The sequence below is a fragment of the Pseudactinotalea terrae genome, from assembly GCF_009733845.1.
Classification (GTDB): Bacteria; Actinomycetota; Actinomycetes; order Actinomycetales; family Beutenbergiaceae; genus Pseudactinotalea; species Pseudactinotalea terrae.
The window spans coordinates 234,465-252,096 of sequence record NZ_WNXZ01000002.1 but is presented as its reverse complement, the minus strand read 5'-3'; the positions used below and the strand labels follow the sequence as shown (position 1 = coordinate 252,096).

The 17,632-nt window shown below is 70.7% G+C and carries 19 protein-coding genes; 10 read left to right on the top strand and 9 right to left on the bottom strand.

Going from position 1 to position 17,632, the window contains the following annotated elements:
• The first annotated feature begins 15 nt into the window (after positions 1 to 15).
• From GPA03_RS08635 to GPA03_RS08615, 5 genes are all read left to right on the top strand, one after another.
• Entirely contained in the window at positions 16 to 483 is a 468-nt protein-coding gene (locus GPA03_RS08635; protein ID WP_162458309.1) for a MarR family winged helix-turn-helix transcriptional regulator, read from the top strand.
• Entirely contained in the window at positions 480 to 1,730 is a 1,251-nt protein-coding gene (locus GPA03_RS08630; protein WP_156251589.1) for an MFS transporter, read from the top strand. The genes GPA03_RS08635 and GPA03_RS08630 overlap by 4 nt, the downstream gene beginning before the upstream one ends.
• A 50-nt stretch (positions 1,731 to 1,780) precedes the next feature.
• Positions 1,781 to 2,533 carry a class I SAM-dependent DNA methyltransferase gene (locus GPA03_RS08625; protein WP_241681175.1) on the top strand — a complete coding sequence of 251 codons (753 nt, stop codon included), beginning with the start codon at positions 1,781 to 1,783 and terminating at the stop codon, positions 2,531 to 2,533.
• A 55-nt stretch (positions 2,534 to 2,588) separates the two neighbouring features.
• Positions 2,589 to 2,972, top strand: coding sequence for a VOC family protein (locus GPA03_RS08620; RefSeq protein WP_156251588.1), 384 nt, complete (start codon positions 2,589 to 2,591; stop codon positions 2,970 to 2,972).
• Positions 2,973 to 3,134: 162 nt separating this feature from the next.
• Complete coding sequence (locus GPA03_RS08615) at positions 3,135 to 3,626, top strand: methylated-DNA--[protein]-cysteine S-methyltransferase (RefSeq protein ID WP_156251587.1); 492 nt, start codon at positions 3,135 to 3,137, stop codon at positions 3,624 to 3,626.
• Positions 3,627 to 3,633: 7 nt separating this feature from the next.
• On the opposite strand, the gene GPA03_RS08610 is transcribed toward GPA03_RS08615, so the two are convergent.
• Positions 3,634 to 5,526, bottom strand: coding sequence for an ABC transporter ATP-binding protein (locus tag GPA03_RS08610; RefSeq protein ID WP_156251586.1), 1,893 nt, complete (start codon positions 5,524 to 5,526; stop codon positions 3,634 to 3,636).
• 79 nt (positions 5,527 to 5,605) lie between these two features.
• Between GPA03_RS08610 and GPA03_RS08605 the strand changes: the two genes are divergently transcribed.
• Both GPA03_RS08605 and GPA03_RS08600 read left to right on the top strand, forming a co-directional pair.
• Positions 5,606 to 6,043 (top strand): MarR family winged helix-turn-helix transcriptional regulator, encoded by a 438-nt coding sequence (locus GPA03_RS08605; RefSeq protein ID WP_156251585.1) that lies wholly within the window; start codon positions 5,606 to 5,608, stop codon positions 6,041 to 6,043.
• Positions 6,044 to 6,124: 81 nt separating this feature from the next.
• Positions 6,125 to 8,701, top strand: coding sequence for a polysaccharide lyase family 8 super-sandwich domain-containing protein (locus GPA03_RS08600; protein WP_156251584.1), 2,577 nt, complete (start codon positions 6,125 to 6,127; stop codon positions 8,699 to 8,701).
• A gap of 37 nt (positions 8,702 to 8,738) precedes the next feature.
• On the opposite strand, the gene ispF is transcribed toward GPA03_RS08600, so the two are convergent.
• From ispF to GPA03_RS08585, 3 genes are read right to left on the bottom strand one after another with little or no spacing between them, the layout of a single operon-like run.
• Positions 8,739 to 9,215, bottom strand: a complete 477-nt coding sequence (ispF, locus tag GPA03_RS08595) for a 2-C-methyl-D-erythritol 2,4-cyclodiphosphate synthase (RefSeq protein WP_194239507.1) — start codon at positions 9,213 to 9,215, stop codon at positions 8,739 to 8,741.
• Positions 9,212 to 9,904, bottom strand: a complete 693-nt coding sequence (gene ispD, locus GPA03_RS08590) for a 2-C-methyl-D-erythritol 4-phosphate cytidylyltransferase (RefSeq protein ID WP_156251583.1) — start codon at positions 9,902 to 9,904, stop codon at positions 9,212 to 9,214. Before ispD ends, ispF begins: the two co-directional genes overlap by 4 nt.
• A gap of 13 nt (positions 9,905 to 9,917) precedes the next feature.
• A complete protein-coding gene (locus GPA03_RS08585) occupies positions 9,918 to 10,400 on the bottom strand; it encodes a CarD family transcriptional regulator (protein ID WP_156251582.1) in 483 nt (160 codons plus the stop codon).
• A gap of 209 nt (positions 10,401 to 10,609) precedes the next feature.
• Here GPA03_RS08585 and GPA03_RS08580 point away from each other — a divergent pair, with 209 nt between their 5' ends.
• On the top strand, positions 10,610 to 11,128 hold the full coding sequence (locus GPA03_RS08580; RefSeq protein ID WP_156251581.1) for a hypothetical protein: 519 nt from the start codon (positions 10,610 to 10,612) through the stop codon (positions 11,126 to 11,128).
• Positions 11,129 to 11,149: 21 nt separating this feature from the next.
• On the opposite strand, the gene GPA03_RS08575 is transcribed toward GPA03_RS08580, so the two are convergent.
• Together GPA03_RS08575 and GPA03_RS23015 are read right to left on the bottom strand one after the other, a co-directional pair.
• A complete protein-coding gene (locus GPA03_RS08575) occupies positions 11,150 to 11,839 on the bottom strand; it encodes a response regulator transcription factor (RefSeq protein ID WP_156251580.1) in 690 nt (229 codons plus the stop codon).
• Positions 11,836 to 13,002, bottom strand: a complete 1,167-nt coding sequence (locus GPA03_RS23015) for a sensor histidine kinase (protein ID WP_156251579.1) — start codon at positions 13,000 to 13,002, stop codon at positions 11,836 to 11,838. Before GPA03_RS23015 ends, GPA03_RS08575 begins: the two co-directional genes overlap by 4 nt.
• A gap of 198 nt (positions 13,003 to 13,200) precedes the next feature.
• On the opposite strand from GPA03_RS23015, the gene phoU reads away from it, so the two are divergent.
• Positions 13,201 to 13,866 (top strand): phosphate signaling complex protein PhoU, encoded by a 666-nt coding sequence (gene phoU / locus GPA03_RS08565; RefSeq protein ID WP_156251578.1) that lies wholly within the window; start codon positions 13,201 to 13,203, stop codon positions 13,864 to 13,866.
• Between the two features lie 51 nt (positions 13,867 to 13,917).
• The gene (locus tag GPA03_RS08560) at positions 13,918 to 15,471 is read left to right on the top strand and encodes a helix-turn-helix domain-containing protein (RefSeq protein WP_156251577.1); all 1,554 of its coding nucleotides are present in this window, start codon (positions 13,918 to 13,920) and stop codon (positions 15,469 to 15,471) included.
• A gap of 21 nt (positions 15,472 to 15,492) precedes the next feature.
• On the opposite strand, the gene GPA03_RS08555 is transcribed toward GPA03_RS08560, so the two are convergent.
• Genes GPA03_RS08555 through GPA03_RS08545 form a run of 3 tightly spaced genes read right to left on the bottom strand, consistent with a single transcriptional unit; the run spans position 15,493 to position 17,592 of the window.
• Positions 15,493 to 16,230 carry a phosphoglyceromutase gene (locus tag GPA03_RS08555; protein WP_156251576.1) on the bottom strand — a complete coding sequence of 246 codons (738 nt, stop codon included), beginning with the start codon at positions 16,228 to 16,230 and terminating at the stop codon, positions 15,493 to 15,495.
• Positions 16,231 to 16,270: 40 nt separating this feature from the next.
• Complete coding sequence (locus GPA03_RS08550; RefSeq protein ID WP_206673493.1) at positions 16,271 to 17,248, bottom strand: lactonase family protein; 978 nt, start codon at positions 17,246 to 17,248, stop codon at positions 16,271 to 16,273.
• A 14-nt stretch (positions 17,249 to 17,262) separates the two neighbouring features.
• Positions 17,263 to 17,592: a histone-like nucleoid-structuring protein Lsr2 gene (locus GPA03_RS08545; RefSeq protein WP_156251574.1), complete on the bottom strand. Its 330-nt coding sequence runs from the start codon at positions 17,590 to 17,592 to the stop codon at positions 17,263 to 17,265.
• Positions 17,593 to 17,632: the final 40 nt, after the last annotated feature.

Sequence of the window (17,632 nt, the reverse complement as noted above, 5' to 3'; positions counted from 1 at the left end):
GCTACACATATATTCGTGTCCGACGACCTCTCCCGGCTGGACGAGCTCGTGGTGCGGCTGCTCCGCCAGCGCCGCAGCCCCTCCTACCGGCGGCTGCTGCTCCGCGGCATGCCCGAGGGGGTGGGGATCGCCGGGCTGCGCGTGCTCCGCACGGTCGAGCGGATCGCGGCGGGCGGAAGCACCCCGACCGTCAAGGATGTCGCGGTCGACCACGCGATCGAGCAGTCGACGGCGAGCCGAGCCGTGCAGGCGATGACCGCGGCGGGCCTCATCACCAAGTCGACCTGTGGCGACGACCAGCGCAAGGCGAGGCTCGACCTCACGGAGGCCGGGCGCGACGCGCTCGCGCAGGCCACCGCCAATCGCCAGGAGCTGCTCGCGCAGATCACCTCGGGCTGGCACGACGACGACCTCGCCCGGCTGATCGAGCTGATGGGACGGCTGACCGAGGGGTACAGCGCCGAGCTGGCGGCCCGCCGATGACAGCCGACGCGACCGCTGCCTCCCAGATCGCGGCGCCCGCTCCCCGGGGCACCCTGCGGCTGCTGCTCGACCGGGACTTCGGCGGGCTCTTCTGGGGAAAGATCATCGGCATCATCGGTGTCTGGGCCTTCAGCGTGGCCGCCGCGATCTCGGTCTTCGACGCCACCGGCTCCACGCTGGCGGTCGGGGTGGTCGCCGGCGCGCAGTTCGTGCCGCAGCTCATCCTCGCGCCGCTGAGCGGGACGTGGGCCGACCGCGGCGACCCCGTGCGGCAGATCGTGCTGGGCCGGGTGGTCTGCATCATCGGCGCAGGTGGGCTGGCCGCATGGGTGTGGTTCCTGGATCCGACCGGATGGTCGCTCGCGACAGCGGTGCTGATCGGATCGCTCACGGTGGGGTTCGGGTTCGCGATCGGCGGCCCCGCGATGCAGTCGGTCACTCCCCGGCTGGTCACCCGGGACGAGCTGCCGCGCGCGATGGGGCTCAATACCGCCCCGATGACCGTGGCGCGCGTGGTCGGCCCGGTCGTGGGGGCCTCGACCGTGGCAGCGGTGGGTCCGGCCGCAGGGATCGCCATCGCGGCGCTCGGCCAGGTGGCTTTCCTGATGCTGCTGATCGTCGTGCGGATCCCCGCCAACGAGCCGCGCAAGGCCGGCACCGACTACTCCGTGCGCGCCGCATGGCAGCACGTGCGCTCCGACCCGGGCCTGCTGCTTCTGCTGCTCGCGGTCATCGCGGTCACCTTCGGTGCCGAGCCGAGCATCACGCTGGCACCCGCGCTCGCTGCCGACCTGGGCTCCGGACCCGAGATGGTCGGAGCGCTGACCTCGACCTTCGGCATCGGATCGGCCGTCGGGCTGCTGCTCGTGACCTGGCTCAGCAAGCCCGAGCGCACGATCGCGCTGCTGCTGACCGGTCTGGGCTGCCTGACGGTCGGCATGGGCACGGTGGCCGCGCTGCCCTGGGCAGCTGGCGCCCTGGGCGGCTTCGCGGTCGCCGGTGCCGGCTTCATCATCGCCGTCACCAGCGTGAGCACGGCGGTGCTGCTGCGCGTCCCCGAGCATCTTCGTGGCCGTGTGATGGCGTTCTGGATGATCTGCTTCGTGGGGTTCCGGCCGGTGGCCTCCGCGGTCGTCGGCACGGTCGCGGATGCCGCGAGCGTCCGTTGGGCGATCCTCGCGATGGTGCTGGTGACCGCCGTCGCGGTGGTCGCGATCGTGCGCCGCCGTGGCCTGGTGAGCGGCTGAGGCGAGCATTTCTGTGGACGCGCCGCCCAGGACCGGAGAGGGTGGTCGGCGTGACGAAGGACATCTGGAACCTGCCGCAGCGCGACCTGTGGGACGAGCAGGCCGCGCAGGGCTACGAGAACGGCGGCTCGGCGATGTTCGCGCCCGAGGTGCTGGGACCGACCGTGGCGACGCTCGCCGAGCTGGCCGGTGAGGGTCGCGCGCTCGAGCTCGCCGTCGGCACCGGCCGGGTCGCGATCCCCCTACGTGAGCACGGGACCGAGGTGCACGGGATCGAGCTCTCGCCCGCGATGATCGCCGAGCTGCGCACGCGCGTGGACGCCGAGACGCTGCCGGTGACCGAGGGCAGCATGGTCGAGGCTCGGGTCGCGGGTGAGTTCTCCCTCGTCTACCTGGTCTTCAACACGATCTCGAACCTGTACTCCCAGGCCGAGCAGGTCGCCTGCTTCCGGAACGCGGCGGCCCACCTCGCACCGGGTGGCCGGTTCGTCGTCGAGCTCTGGGTGCCGCGGCCCCAGCCGGTGGGCAGCGCGCACGCGCAGGTGTTCAGCACGCGCGAGGGATACATCGGGATGGACGTGCTCGACCTGTCCACGCAGCGCGGGGTCTCGCACCACATCCACTACTCGCCCGACGGCGAGGCCCGGGTCTCGTTCAGCCCGTTCCGTTACGTGTGGCCCGGCGAGCTGGACCTGATGGCCGAGCTGGCGGGCATGGAGCTCGAGCATCGCTGGGCCGACTTCACGCAGGCACCCTTCACCTCGGAGTCCACGTCCCACGTGTCGGTGTACCGGCTGCGATGACGCAGCTGTCGGATTCGTTCAAGACAAGCCAGGCTCCGGCGGGCACGCTGGGACCATGACGACAACCGCACCAGTCACCGAGCTCATCGCCTTCACCATCGACACGCCCGACGCCTCCGCGCTGGCCACGTTCTACGGTGCGCTGACCGGGGGTGAGGTCACCGACTTCCCCGAGTACGGCGTCGCGAGCCTGCAGGCCCTCGGTTCCACGCTCTACTTCCAGACCGTGGAGGACTACACGCGCCCGGAGTGGCCCAGTCAGCAGCACCCGCAGCAGTTCCACCTCGACCTGCGCACCGGTGACCTCGACGCGGCGGTTCGCTCCGCCGTCGAGCTCGGTGCGAGCGTCGCGGACGAGCAGCCGAACCCCACGATGTCGACCGTGATGATCGACCCCCACGGGCACCCGTTCTGCCTCTGCCCGCCGAAGCAGGACTGATCGCCCGGCACACCCACCGACGGGGCCCTGTGCACCACAGTCGTGGCCAGATGCGTGATTCGCGCTCTTGTGGGCTTGCCTGAGCCATCTGGCCACGACTGTGGTGCACGTTCCAGCCCACGTCCCCGCCGCGGTGTCGGAGCCGGGTGGCAGGATCGGGTCATGCAACGGCACCACCTCCAGACGCCGATCGGTGAGCTGGTGGCGATCGCCGATGGGGATGGGCTGCGGTCGCTGCTGTTCCCCGGCCACCGTATGCCGCCCTCTCTCGAGGAGATCCCGCTGGCCGCGCGGGGTTTCGAGGCACTCACCGAGCAGCTCACGGAGTACTTCGCGGGCGAGCGACGGGACTTCGACCTGCCGTTGGCGCCACGCGGCACGGACTTCCAGCGCCGCGCGTGGGAGGCGCTGCGCCGCATCCCCTACGGCGAGACCCGCAGCTACGGGGAGCAGGCAGCGATGCTGGGCGGGCCGGAGGCCGGTTACACGCTCGCCCGCGCGGTCGGGCTGGCCAACAACCGCAACCCGATCTCGATCATCGTGCCGTGCCACCGGGTGATCGGCGCCGATGGCAGCCTCGTCGGCTACGGCGGCGGACTGCCGACCAAGCGCTACCTGCTCGACCTGGAGTCCTCCGCCACGCCGCTGTTCTGAGCGGATCTCAGGCGAGCACGAGGTCCTGCTTGCCGGCGAGGTCGGCGTACTCGCCACCGAGTGCGACGAGCTCGGGATGCGTGCCCTTCTCGACGATGCGCCCCGCGTCGAGCACGGCGATCTGATCGGCATCCGCGATCGTGGAGAGCCGGTGCGCGATCGTGATCGTCGTCCGACCGACCGCCAGCGCGTCGAGCGCCTCCTGCACCGCACGCTCGGTGGCGTTGTCGAGCGCCGAGGTGGCCTCGTCGAGCACGAGCACGAGCGGGTCGCGCAGGATCGTGCGGGCGATCGCGATGCGCTGCTTCTCACCGCCCGAGAAGCGGTGACCGCGCGAGCCGACGATCGTGTCGTAACCCTCCGGCAGACCCACGATGAGATCGTGGATCTGGGCCGCGCGTGCCGCTTCCTCGATCTCGGCGTCGGTCGCCTCGGGCCGGGCGTAGCGCAGGTTCTCCCGGATGCTCGTGTGGAGCAGGTAGGTCTCCTGCGAGACCACGCCGACCACGGTGCTCAGCTCCGCGAGCGCGAGGTCGCGCAGGTCGATGCCGTCGATGCTCACCCGGCCCACGCTCGGGTCGGCGAGGCGGGCGACCAGCGAGCCGAAGGTCGACTTGCCCGACCCGGTGTGGCCGACCAGCGCCAGCGATGAACCGGCAGGGATGCTCAGGTCGATCTCGGCGAGTGCGGCGCGGTCTGCGCCGGGGTAGCTGTAACCGACGCCCTCGAATCGGACGTCGCCACGGAGCGTGGCGCGGTCGAGCGCGACGGGATCCGCCGGGTCGTCGATCTCGACGACGAGATCGAGGTACTCGAAGACGCGGCTGAACAGCGCCATCGAGCTGATCACCTCGACGCCGACGTTCAGCACACCCATCAACGGGCGGAACAGCGCGGCCTGCAGACCCGTGAACGCGACCAGCGTGCCGATCGTCATGCCGTTGGAGGTGGCCGGCAGCCCGGCGATCAGGTAGATGAGCGCGGGGATCGCCGCGAACACGATGCTCATGGTGGCCATGCGCCAGCGGCCGGCGAGCTGTGACCTCACCTCGAGGTCCATCAGCTCGTTCGAGGTGGTCGCGAAGGTGGCAGAGGTGGTCGGGCCGGTCCCGAGGACCTTGCCGAGGATCGCGCCGGAGACCGAGAGCGATTCCTCCACCTGGCCCTGCAGATCGGCCATCGCGCGCTGCCGCTTGGCCGTGACCTCGCGGCGCATGGTCGCGACCTTCCGCATGATCCAGATCGACGGCGGTAGCACGACCAGCGAGAGCAGCGAGAGCTGCCAGGAGAGGGCGACCATCGCGACGGCGGTGCCGACCGCCGTCGTGATGTTGGAGGCGACCGAGGTCGCGGTCGAGGTGACCACACCCTGCATGCCCTGGATGTCCTGGGTGAGGCGCGACTGCACCTCACCGCCGCGAGTGCGGGTGAAGAAGTCGACCGACTGGCGCTGCAGGTGCGTGAACACATCCGTGCGCAGGCGGTGCATGACCTTCTGGCCGATCGTCGTCGAGAGCCAGGTCTGCACGACGCCCAGCACCGAGGAGATGACCGTGACCGCGAGGAGCCCTCCCACGAGGAGGAGCAGCAGCGAGACGTCCTGGTTCGGGATGGCGTCGTCGATGAGGTGCTTGGTGATGAACGGGGTCGCGAGCCCGACCAGCGACGTCGCCACGATCAGTGCGGTGACGACGGCGAGAGGGCCTCGGTAGGGGTGGAACAGCGCGCCGATGCGACCCAGGCTGACCGGGTGCTCAGCGAGCTGCGCCCTGTCGGCGGGGTCGACCTTGGCGACCATGGGACCACCAGGACCGCCGCCACCGCGCGGGGCGCCGTGGCCGCCACCCGGGGAGTCGGCTGGCCTGCGGGTGCGGGAGGGAGTGTCGTCGGGCGCTGTCATGAGCACCACCTGCTTTCGATCTTGATGCTGAGGTTACCTCACAATGAGGCTTAACAGCCATCGCGGCTACAGTATTCCGGTGACCTCGCCCGAGCCCGACACCAGCGAGCTGATCGTGCGCACCGCCCGCCAGCTGCGGCGCCGCTGGATGGCTTCGCTGGAGCCCTGGGGCATCACGCCCCACGAGTTCCGCGCCCTGCACGCGAGCACGCACGGCGAGGCACCTCGCCTCTCGGAGATCGCCGAGCGGCTGCGCATCGCACCACGATCGGCCACCGAGGTGGTGGACAGCCTCGAGTCCAAGGGCCTGGTCCAACGCATTCCGAGCCCGGCCGACCGCCGCGCCGTGCTGGTCGAGCCGACCCCGGCCGGCCGAGCCCTTGCCGAGGAGGTCGCGCAGCGGCGGACGACCCTCGGCGCCCTCATGCTCACCCCCCTCGACGACGACGAGGTCGCCCACCTGCGCGCCCTGCTGTCGCGCATCCTCGAGGCGTCCGAGGAGCCGGGCGACCGGTGACAGCGACCCCGCGACCTGCGTAGGGTGGTCGCGGGCTCGCCGACCCGGCGGCCTCGCGCACGGGGGCACGAGGAGTTTGTTATGCGTCACGTCAGTCGTCGAGCCGTCCTGACCGGTGCGGGGGCGACAGCCCTGGCCGCCGCCCTGCCCCGACCACAGATCGCGTTCGCCGCGAGCTCGGGTTCCGCCGATCCCGAAGCCGGCACGGCGACGCTGCTCGCCAACGTCGTCGCGGGCCTGGCCGGCACCGAGGGCACCAACGCCGCGCCGGCCGTGCAGCCGAAGCTGGCCGCCATGCACCAGACCGCCACGCGGCACCTGGCCGCGCTCGACCCGGCCCCGGCCGGCGGGTTGTTCGCCGACCTCCCGCTGGGCACCGACGACCGCTACCTCACGAGCACCTTCCTGCGGCTGTACGAGATCGCCGTCGCCACCGCGATGCCGGTCCCGGCCGGCTCGACCGTGCCCGCGGACCTCAGCGGCGACGCCCAGGCGCAGCAGCGGGTCATCGCTGCCCTGCGCTGGCTCTACGAGCACCACGTCAGCGACCAGGAGGCCGGCTACTACGGCAACTGGTACAACTGGGAGATCGGCATCGCGACCCACGTGAGCCGCACGCTCGCGCTGCTGCGGGACGCGCTGGCCACCTCCGACGCCGAGCTCACGGCGCTGTACGTCGATGCGATGGACGCCTATCTGCGCAACGGCAAGGACGGCGACGTCGACCTCGACTCGCGGTTCCACACCGGTGCCAACCTGGCCGACATCACCACCAACCGCATCGTGCAGGGTGCGGTGCTGGGCGACGGCGACCGCATCGCGAAGGCGATCAGCGACCAGCTCACCGTCTACCGGGTGATCGACCCCTACGACCTGCAGCACGGCGTCACCGACGGGTTCTACGCCGACGGCTCGTTCATCATGCACTCCTCGGTCGCCTACACCGGCAGCTACGGCATCGGCCTCCTCGACCGGGTCACCACCACGATCGCGATGCTCGACGGCACGCCGTTCGCCACCGACCCCGCCCTGCAGGACCGCATCAACACGTGGCTGCGGACCTCCTTCGCCCCGGTGATCGTCGAGGGCTGGATGATGGAGATCATCAAGGGGCGCAGCGTCTCGCGCACCACGACCGGCTACCAGAACGCGACGAACGTCGTGGAGTCCGTCGTCCTGCTCGCGTCGTACGCCAGCGCCGAGGGCGCCGCCGAGCTGGACGCCTACGTGGCCTACCTGCACGGCATCGAGCAGATGAGCATCACGCCGTCCTCGTTCGGCGACCCTGCTGCCATCGTCCGCTACGCGGAGATCGTGACCGACCCCTCGATCACCCCGGCTGATCTGCTGCCCGAGGCGGCGACGTTCGCGTACAACGCCATGGACCGCCACGTGCACCACCGCCCCGGCTACACCTTCGCGCTGGCGCGCAGCTCGGAGCGTGTGAGCAAGTACGAGTACATGAGCGGCGAGAACCTCCGGCCCTGGTTCCAGGGCGACGGTGCGCACGACCTCTACCTCGCCGGGGACGACCAGAGCCAGGCGTTCGGCGTCGACTACGTGACGGCGGTCGATGCGCACCGGCTGGCCGGCGTGATCGCGCCGGACGAGGAGCGCCAGACGATCCCGGAGCTGTACGGGCAGCCGTTCTACGACAACCCAGCCGAGGACTTCACCTCCTCCTCGGTCAAGCAGAACACCTACGTCTACTTCCCGCTGGGCACCAACGCCTGGTCCGGCGGCACCACGCTGGGCACGTACGCGGTCGCCGGGATGCAGGCCTCAGACGACGCCGCCTACGCCGCGAAGCAGGCAGGCGAGCTGCCCGAGGACTTCGTGGTCTATGCCAACGCACGGTCGTCGCGCTCGTGGATCATGCTCGACGACGAGATCGTCGCCCTCGCCTCCGGCATCGATGACGATCACGGCCGGGCCACGCTCGTCACGCTCGACAGCCGGATCAGCGACCCCGACGACGACGTACGTATCGTGGGCCGGACCCGTGACGGCGAGGTGGTGACCGGGCCGGGCAGCGTCACGGACCTGGCCTGGCTGCGCTACGAGAACGTCACGCGCGGCACCGCGGTCGGCTACCTGGCGCTCACGCCCGGCACCCTGGACGTGCGGCTGGAGACGGTCGAGCGCTCACGGCGCTACGTCCGCACCTCCAACAGCGCGACGCCGATCGCCAAGACGGTCTTCGACGTCTCGTACACGCGCCCCGCCGGGAGCGGCGCCGCGTCGATCGCGTGGGCGATCGTGCCGGGTGTCGACGAGGTCGCGCTCGCCGAGCACACCCGTCCCGAGATCGTCGAGCACTCCGACGACGCCCACGCCGTCCGCCATCGGGCTCTGCGGCTGCTCGCGGCGAACACCTTCACCGAGGGCACGCACCACCTCGGCAACCTCGAGGTCGACGGACCCGCATCGTTGCTCGTGCAGGACGCCCCTCGCGGCGGGACCGTGCTCGCGGTCTCCGACCCCACCTTCGCGCGCGAGGTCGTCAGCGTCACGGTCCCCGGTCGCCGTGCCGTCCTCGAGGGTGACCCACGCGTCAGCGCGCATCACGTCCGCGGCGGCACGCGGCTCGAGTTCCGCACCCACCAGGCCTACGGGGCCACGATCACGGTGACGGTCCGCGGCGGCGGTCTGAGCTGAGCGGGTCGTCGAACGCGCGGCCGGTGCCGGGGGCCTGCTAGGGGGCGAGGACGAGCGCGGTAGCGATCGCGGCCAGACCCTCGCCACGACCGGTGAGGCCGAGCCCGTCGGTGGTGGTCGCGGACAGCGAGACAGGCGCTCCCGCCGCCTCCGAGAGCCGTCGCTGCGCCTCGTCGCGGACGCGGGCGAGCTTGGGGCGGGGTCCGATCACCTGCACGGCGATGTTCCCGACCTCCAGGCCGGCCGCCCGGACACGGGCGGCGGCCTCGCCGAGCAGCCGGGCGCCGCTGGCGCCGGCCCACTCCGGGTCGTCGGTGCCGTACTGGGAGCCGAGGTCGCCGAGGCCCGCTGCTGAGAACAGCGCGTCGGCGGCGGCGTGGGCTGCGATGTCGCCATCGGAGTGGCCCTCGAGCGCCCGCTCGTCGGGGAACTCCATGCAGGCGAGCCGGAGACCGAGCCGGCCATCCTTGGCGAACGCGTGGACATCCACGCCGATGCCGATCCGCGGGGTCATGCCCACTGCCCGCTCGCCAGCATGGCCTCGGCGAGCGCGAGGTCGACCCGTGTGGTGATCTTCATGGCCTGATCCTCTCCTGCCACGACGGCGACCGCCACGTCGCTGTACCGCTCGACCAGGCCGGCGTCGTCGCTGATGGCCGTCGCTTCCGTGGCCGCGAGGTCGGCGCCGCGCTCGTGCACCTCGACGAGGAGGTCCCTCGCGAAGCCCTGCGGGGTCTGGACGGCGACGAGCTCGCGGCGGTCCAGGGTCTGCGCGACGGCGCCTGCGGCGACCCGCTTGATCGTGTCGACGACGGGCAGGCCCGGGATCACGGCCCGCTCCCCCGCGGCCAGCGCGGCGAGCAGCCGTTCGATCAGACCGGAGGAGGCCAGCGGCCGGGCGGCATCGTGCACGAGCACGACCTCGGCGCCCGGAGCGAGTGCCGCGAGACCGGCCGCGACCGAGGCCTGTCGGGTCACGCCGCCCGCGACGCAGCGGACCGGTAGGTCCGCGAGAGCGCTGGTGACCTCGCCCTCCCGCCCCGTTGGGCAGGTGACGACGATGTCCTCAACACCCGCGGCACGCAGCCTGCGTGCGGCGTGAACGACCAACGGGTCGGCGCCCAGGCGCACGAGCGCCTTGGGGGCAGCCGACCCGAGTCGAGTGCCCGACCCCGCGGCTGTCAGGATCGCGGAGACGCGCACAGGTGATGTCCGGTTACGAGGCGAGGACCTCGTCGAGGATGGCCTCGGCCTTCTCCTCCTCGGTGTCCTCAGCGAGCGCGAGCTCGCTCACCAGGATCTGGCGGGCGCGAGCGAGCATGCGCTTCTCACCTGCGGAGAGGCCGCGATCGGCATCGCGGCGCGAGAGGTCGCGGACGACCTCGGCGACCTTGATGACATCGCCCGAGGCGATCTTCTCGACGTTCGCCTTGTACCGACGCGACCAGTTGGTCGGCTCTTCGGTGTACGGGGCGCGCAGCACCTCGAAGACCTTTTCCAGGCCTTCGTGATCCACCACGTCGCGGACGCCGACGAGGTCGCAGTTCTCGGCCGGCACCTCGATCGTCAGATCACCCTGGGCCACCTTGAGCTTGAGATAGAGCTTTTCCTCGCCGCGGATGACGCGCTTCGAGATCTCTTCGATGAGGGCCGCACCGTGATGCGGGTAGACGACGGTCTCGCCGACTGTGAAGGTCATGAGTTTGGCACTCCCCTTTCCAACGGTTGAGTTTATCATGAACCGCACCACCGACAGACCGGCGCCGAGGACGTTTTCGCAGGTCACCGGCTCGGAGGTCGCGGTAGATATCGGCCCCGCGGCCGGAGCGACCGAGCGCCGCCCACCCGGCAGTAGGCTTCGTGCGACAGACCCGTGGTCGGATTCACGAGCCTTGAGGAGCGCAGGACATGGCAGGTCGGACCGGAGCCGGACACGCACGGCGGATGCGGCGCACCCTCGCCGCGCTGGCGATCGGGGCCGCAGCGGCCGCCGGCGTCGGTGCGTGCTCGCCGATCACCACCGATCTCCAGTACTCCCCCAGCGACGGCAGCCGCGTCGAGGTCGGCGACGAGGTCACGGTCTCGAACCTGCTGGTCCTCGGCACCGCGGCAGGCGAGCCGGCGCTCGTCGTCGGCGGCGTGACCAACCACTCCTCCGAGGCCACCACGGTCACGCTCGAGCTCGCCGGCTCCGCGGGCGAGCCGGAGACCGTGACCGTGCAGGTGGCCGGCCGCAGCACCACGCTGCTCGACCCCACCCACGAGAACGGCGAGACCGTCACGCTCTCCGCCAGCCCCGCCGCACCCGGCGCGAACCTCACGGTCACGGTGTCGACCCCGACCGCCGGCTCAGCCACGATGAACGTCATGATGCTCGACGGGACGCTGGCGCCCTACGACACCTACATCGAGTACATCGAGGGCTGAGCCGACGGCGAGCGGGCGACCTCAGCCGACCAGCTTGTAGCCGAGCCCTCGCACCGTGACCAGCACCCGCGGGTCGGATGGGTCGGTCTCGATCTTGCCGCGGATCCGCTTGACGTGGACGTCGAGCGTCTTCGTGTCGCCGACGTAGTTGCTGCCCCAGACGCGGTCGATCAGCTGGCCGCGCGTCAGCACCCTGTCGGGGTTGCGCAGGAACATCTCCAGCAGCTCGAACTCACGCAGCGGCAGCGCGACCTCGTGGCCGTCGACGGTCACCTCGTGCCGGTCGGTGTCCATGCGGATGGTCCCGACGGCGAGGACCCCGACGCCGTCGTCGTCATCCCCCGCGACGTCACCACCGCGGCGGAGCACGGCGCGCACGCGGGCGAGCAGCTCGCGGAAGGAGTAGGGCTTGGTGACGTAGTCGTCGGCTCCCAGCTCCAGGCCCACGACCTTGTCGATCTCGCTGTCCTTGGCGGTGACCATGATCACCGGGACGTTGGAGCGCTGTCGCAGCGCGCGGCAGACCTCCACGCCCGACATGCCGGGCAGCATCAGGTCGAGCAGCACCAGGTCCACGGTGTTGTTCTCGAACGCCTCGAGAGCCTCGGTCCCCGAGGCCACCGCCACGACCTCGAAGCCCTCGCGGTTCAGCTGGAACGTCAACGGGTCGCGGTAGGCGTCCTCGTCCTCGACCACCAAGATTGTCGTCATGCCACTTCCTCGTCGTCGGGTCGCGGGGCACTGGAGCCCTCGACCTCGGGTATCCGTAGTGTGAACGTCGACCCGCGTCCGGGGGCCGACCAGAGCCGCACGTCGCCGCCGTGCCGGCCGGCCACGTGCTTGACGATGCTGAGACCGAGGCCCGTGCCGCCGGTCTCGCGAGACCGTGCCGGGTCGACGCGGTAGAAGCGCTCGAAGACCCGCTCGACCTCGGCCGGCGCGATGCCGATGCCCTGATCGACGACGGCGATCTCGACCACGCCCTCGCGCGCGCGCACCCCGACGCTGACCGAGGTGCCCTCGGGCGAGTACCGCAGGCCGTTGTCGAGCAGGTTGCGCAGCGCGGTCACCAGCAGCGCGTGGTCGCCGTAGACCCGCAGACCCGACGGCGCACCCACGACGATGCTGGAGCTGCGGGCACCCGCCTGCACGCGCACCCGGTCCACAGCCTCGGCGATCACGTCGTCGACGGCCAGATCCACCAGCGCGGTCTCGCCCTCGGGCGCCTGCAACCGCGACAGGTCGATGATGTCGGCGACCAGCAGGGACAGCCTCGAGGCCTCCTTGCGCATCTGCTCGCTGAAGCGGCGCACGGTGGCGGGGTCGTCGGCGGCGTCCGCGATCGTCTCTGCGAGCAGCGAGAGCGCCCCGACCGGCGTCTTGAGCTCGTGGGAGACGTTCGCCACGAAGTCGCGACGCACCTCCTCGAGCCGCCGGGCCGCCGTCGTGTCCTCCGCGAGCACCAGAACCCGCCCACCGGACAGCGGCGCCACGATCACGTCGAAGATCAGCCGGTCCGAGGTCGCGAGCGCTGAGCGGGAGATCGTCACGCTCTCACGAGCGGCGCTGCCGCTGCTGCGGACCTGCGAGACCAGCAGGGACACCTCCGCCGACGGGATGCGGCCGTTGCGGACCAGCCCTTTGGAGTAGGCATCGGCACTGACCCGCAGCACCTCCTCGTCCGGACCGAGCAGCACGGAGGTCGCCGTCAGCGCGGCGAGCACCTGAGCGACGTCGTCGTGCACCGGTGGCGGCGGTACCGACAGCGGCACAGTGCGCTGGCTCCGCTCGCTCGACAGGAACGCCCCCACGCCGGCGGCGCCGACCGCGACGCCCACCAGGGCGACGACGACGAGCAGCCAGTTTTCCTCCACGTTTCCACAGCGTAGGCGGCACGACGCCCTGCTCAGCGCCCAGATAGGCTCTATCCGCCGGGAGCAGTGGCGTTGTTCACCAGGATGCCACCACTCGTTCACCGGCCGGTGCCACCGTGTGGCGCGGGCAAGTCACACAGATCCGCAGATCTATAGATCACTGCGACAGCAGGTCGTCGACGTCAAGGAGCAGGCAGGGTGCGAGCAATCTTCGACCAGGAGCTGGAGCAGGTGGGCAACGACCTGCTGCAGATGGCCAAGCACGTCGCGGACGCGATCAGCAACGCGTCGAAGGCGCTGACAACCGGTGACCTCGAGCTCGCCGAGCGGGTGATCGAGGCGGACGCCAGGATCGACGAGCTCGAGCGCACGCTCGACGAGCGGTGCATCATGCTGCTGGCGCGGCAGCAGCCCGTGGCGACCGACCTGCGCATCATCGTCTCGTCACTGCGCATGAGCAGCTCGATCGAGCGCATGGGCGACCTCGCCCGGCACATCGGCCAGGTCGTGCGCCTGCGCTACCCCGAGGCAACCATCCCGGACTCGGCCAAGCCCGTGTTCGCGGACCTCGCCACGGCCGCGATCAAGGTCGCGAACGACATCGTCGAGCTGCTCGAGACCCACGACCTGCAGCTCGCAGCGGCCGTGGAGCGCGACGACGACGTGCTCGATGCGCTGCACACGGAGACCTTCAAGATCACGCTGGCCGACTCCTGGCGGGGCTCGGTCGCCCAGACGGTCGACGTGACGCTGCTGGCGCGGTTCTTCGAGCGCTTCGGCGACCACGCGGTCTCGGTGGCCCGCCGCATCACGTACCTCGTCACGGGCGACCTGGTCCAGGGCAACGGCAACGCCGACGGCTGATGTGATGCAGTCGACAGGTGTATCTCGGATCTGAGATATACCATCGACGGTATGACGCTGACGCTCGACGACTCCGGCACCACGCTCGCCTCTCTCAGCGAGATCGGTGCCCTGATCCGCTCCACCCGCCAGGCCAGAGGGATCACGCAGTCCCAGCTCGCCGACCAGCTCGGCACGAGCCAGAGCGCGATCGCGCGCATCGAGTCCGGCGGGCAGAACCTCTCGGTCGAGATGCTCACCCGGATCAACGCCGCGCTGCACGCCGACCTCGTGACGATCGGCACCAAGGGCCCGACCCACCTGCGCGTCACCGGCGGCCAGCAGCTCTCGGGCAGCATCGACGTCAACTCCTCCAAGAACGGCGCCGTGGTGCTGCTGTGCGCGGCGCTGCTCAACCGTGGCCGCACCGTGCTGAAGAACGTCGCCCGGATCGTCGAGGTCGAGCGGATCGTCGCGGTGCTGGTCTCGATCGGCGTGCAGGCGACCTGGTCGAGCAACGGCCGCGATCTCGAGCTCGTGACGCCCGAGCATCTCGACCTCGACGCGATCGACGTCGACACGGCGGCCCGGACCCGCAGCATCATCATGTTCCTCGGCCCGCTGCTCGGCCGCCTCGACACCTTCTCGATTCCCTACGCCGGCGGCTGCGACCTCGGCAACCGCACCGTCGAGCCCCACATGATCGCGCTGCGCCACTTCGGCCTCGACGTCGTGGCGACGCAGGGCGCCTATCGGAGCACCGTCACCCGCGACCGTGCGGGCGACCTCTCCGTGGTGCTCACCGAGCGCGGCGACACCGTCACCGAGAACGCCATCATGGCTGCCGCGCGGCACCCCGGTGTCACCACGCTGCGCAACGCCTCGCCCAACTACATGGTCCAGGAGCTCTGCTACTACCTGGAGCTGCTCGGCGTGCAGATCGAGGGCATCGGCACCACCACGCTGCGCATCCACGGCGTCACAGAGATCGACGCCGATGTCACCTACACGCTCGCCGAGGACCCTGTCGAGGCCATGAGCCTGCTCACCGCGGGCATCGTCACGTGCTCCAAGATCACCGTGGCCCGGGTCCCGATCGAGTTCATGGAGATCGAGATCGCGACCCTCGCCGAGATGGGGCTGCACTACGAGCTGAGCGCCGAGTACACCTCCGGCAACGGCCGCACCCGGCTCGTCGACATCACGGTCCACCCGAGCGAGCTCCACGCGCCGATCGACAAGATCCACCCGATGCCGTTCCCCGGCCTCAACATCGACAACCTGCCGTTCTTCGCTGTGATCGCCGCATGCGCGTCAGGCTCGACGATGATCCACGACTGGGTCTACGACAACCGCGCCATCTACCTCACCGATCTCAACCGACTCGGCGCGAACGTGCGCCTGCTCGACCCGCACCGACTCGACATCACCGGCCGCACCCACTGGTCCGGCGCCGAGGTGAGCTGCCCTCCCGCGCTACGCCCCGCCGTCGTGATCCTGCTCGGCATGCTTGCCGCCAAGGGAACCTCGGTGCTGCGCGGCGTCGACATCATCGCGCGCGGCTACGAGCACCTCGCCGACCGCCTGATCTCGCTGGGTGCGCAGATCGAGACGTTCCACGACTGAGCGCCGACCGCGCGGTGGGGCCTACTTGCCCTGGTTCGCGACCGCGGCGATCGCCTCGGCTGCCGCGTCGGGGTCGAGGTAGCGCCCACCCCGCGTGACCGGCTTGAGGTCCTCGTCGAGCTCGTAGACCAGCGGGATGCCGGTGGGGACGTTGAGGCCGGGGATCGTCTCCTCGTCGATGTCGTCGAGGTGCTTGATGATCGCGCGCAGCGAGTTCCCGTGCGCGGCGACCATCACGGTCTTGCCGGCGCGCAGGTCGGGCACGATCTCGCTGTCCCAGTACGGGAGCGCACGCTCGAGCACGTCCTTGAGGCACTCGGTGGTCGGGACGGGCTCGCCGGCGTAGCGCGGGTCGCCGTCCTGGCTGAACTCCGAGCCGGGCTCGATCGGCGGCGGCGGCACGTCGTAGCTGCGGCGCCAGATCATGAACTGCTCCTCGCCGAACTCGTCGCGGATCTGCTTCTTGTCCTTGCCCTGCAGCCCGCCGTAGTGGCGCTCGTTGAGACGCCAGCTCCGCTTCACGGGGATCCAGTGACGGTCGGCGGCGTCGAGCGTGAGGTGCGCGGTCGTGATCGCACGGCGCAGCAGCGAGGTGTGCAGCACGTCGGGAAGCACGCCGGCGTCGGTGAGCAGCGTGCCGCCGCGCACCGCCTCCTCGCGCCCCTTCTCGGACAGCGGCACGTCCACCCAGCCGGTGAACAGGTTCAGGGCGTTCCATTCGCTCTCGCCGTGGCGGAGCAGCACCAGGGTGTAGGTCATGCACGCCAGTCTGCCGCATCGGCAGGGCGCCTCAGAACGCTCAGCGCACCGGCACCAGGCACATGGGCGCGGGAGCCGCGATCGTCTCGGCGACCTCACCGACGGTCGAGCCGTCCTCGCCCGGCACGACCGGGTGCACGCCGATGAGATCGGCCTTCTCCCCCGCCACCAGCACCGCGCCGTCGAGCACGGTCAGGTGTCGCGGCCACGTCACGGTGAGGACCTCGGCGAGCAACCGGTCGGCCACGCCGTCGGTCAGCCCGACCACGGCCAGCTGGTCGGCACCGCGCACGCCGACGACCAGGGTGCGCTCGTCGAGCAGCTCGAGGTGCGAGAGGGTGTTGCCCTCGCCGGTGCGCGCGGTCCTGGTCACCGTGGGCGCGGAGCCGACCACCTGGCCGAGCCCCGAGGCCTCGTCCCAGCGCACCGTGACCACGGCGCAGCTGAGCTCGCAGGCCACGTGCACCAGGTCGCCGGCCACCACCGCGTGCCGCGGGCCGCTGCCGGGAGGAAACGTCGTGAGCACCGGGGCGCCGACCGGGCGGCCGTCCTCGAGGCGGTAGGCGCGAAGCTCGTCGGTCCCGAGATCGGCGACCACGAACCAGCCGCCCTCGGGCGTCACCCACGAGGAGTGCGCGTGCGAGCGCTCCTGGCGGTCGGCGTTCGGTCCGCTGCCGGAGTGGGGCAAGGTCACCGAGGCACCGGTGAGGTCGCCGGCTGCATCGAGCTCTAGCGCGGCGGCGACGCCGTCGCCGTAGTTCGTCACGTACAGCCAGCCGCCGGCCGGGTGCACCGAGAGGTGGCACGGGCCGCTGCCGCCGCTGGCGGCCGTGCTGGTACGACGCAGCGAAGCACCCTGGATCTCGAACGCCGCGACGGACCCGGCAGCGGACTCGTCGACGGCGTAGAGGCGTGCCGCACCGGGGTGGAGCGCCAGGAACGCCGGCCTCTCGGCGTCCGCCGCTGCGGACAGCCGAGAGCCGGTGAGCCTGGAGATCTGCGGGGTGCTGCTACCCACCCAGAGATCGGTCATCAGTGAGCCGCGTCGTACGCCTCACGGACGTCGGCCGGGACGCGGCCGCGGTCGCTGACCTTGAAGCCGTTCTCGCGAGCCCACTCGCGGATCGCGGCGGTGTCGCCACCCGTGGCACCCGTGGAGCGACGGCCCGTGGCGGCGCGACGGCGACCACCGGAGCGGCGTGCGTGCCCGATCCACTTGGCGAACGCCTCGCGAAGCTCGCCCGCGTGCTCGGCGTTCAGGTCGATCTCGTAGGAGACACCATCGACCGCGAACGAGATCGTCTCGTCAGCGTCGCTGCCATCGAGGTCATCGATGAGGAGAACCTTGACCTTTTGCGCCATGATCGGCCTTTCTTCGTGAGAGGTGATGAGTCGCCCTGAA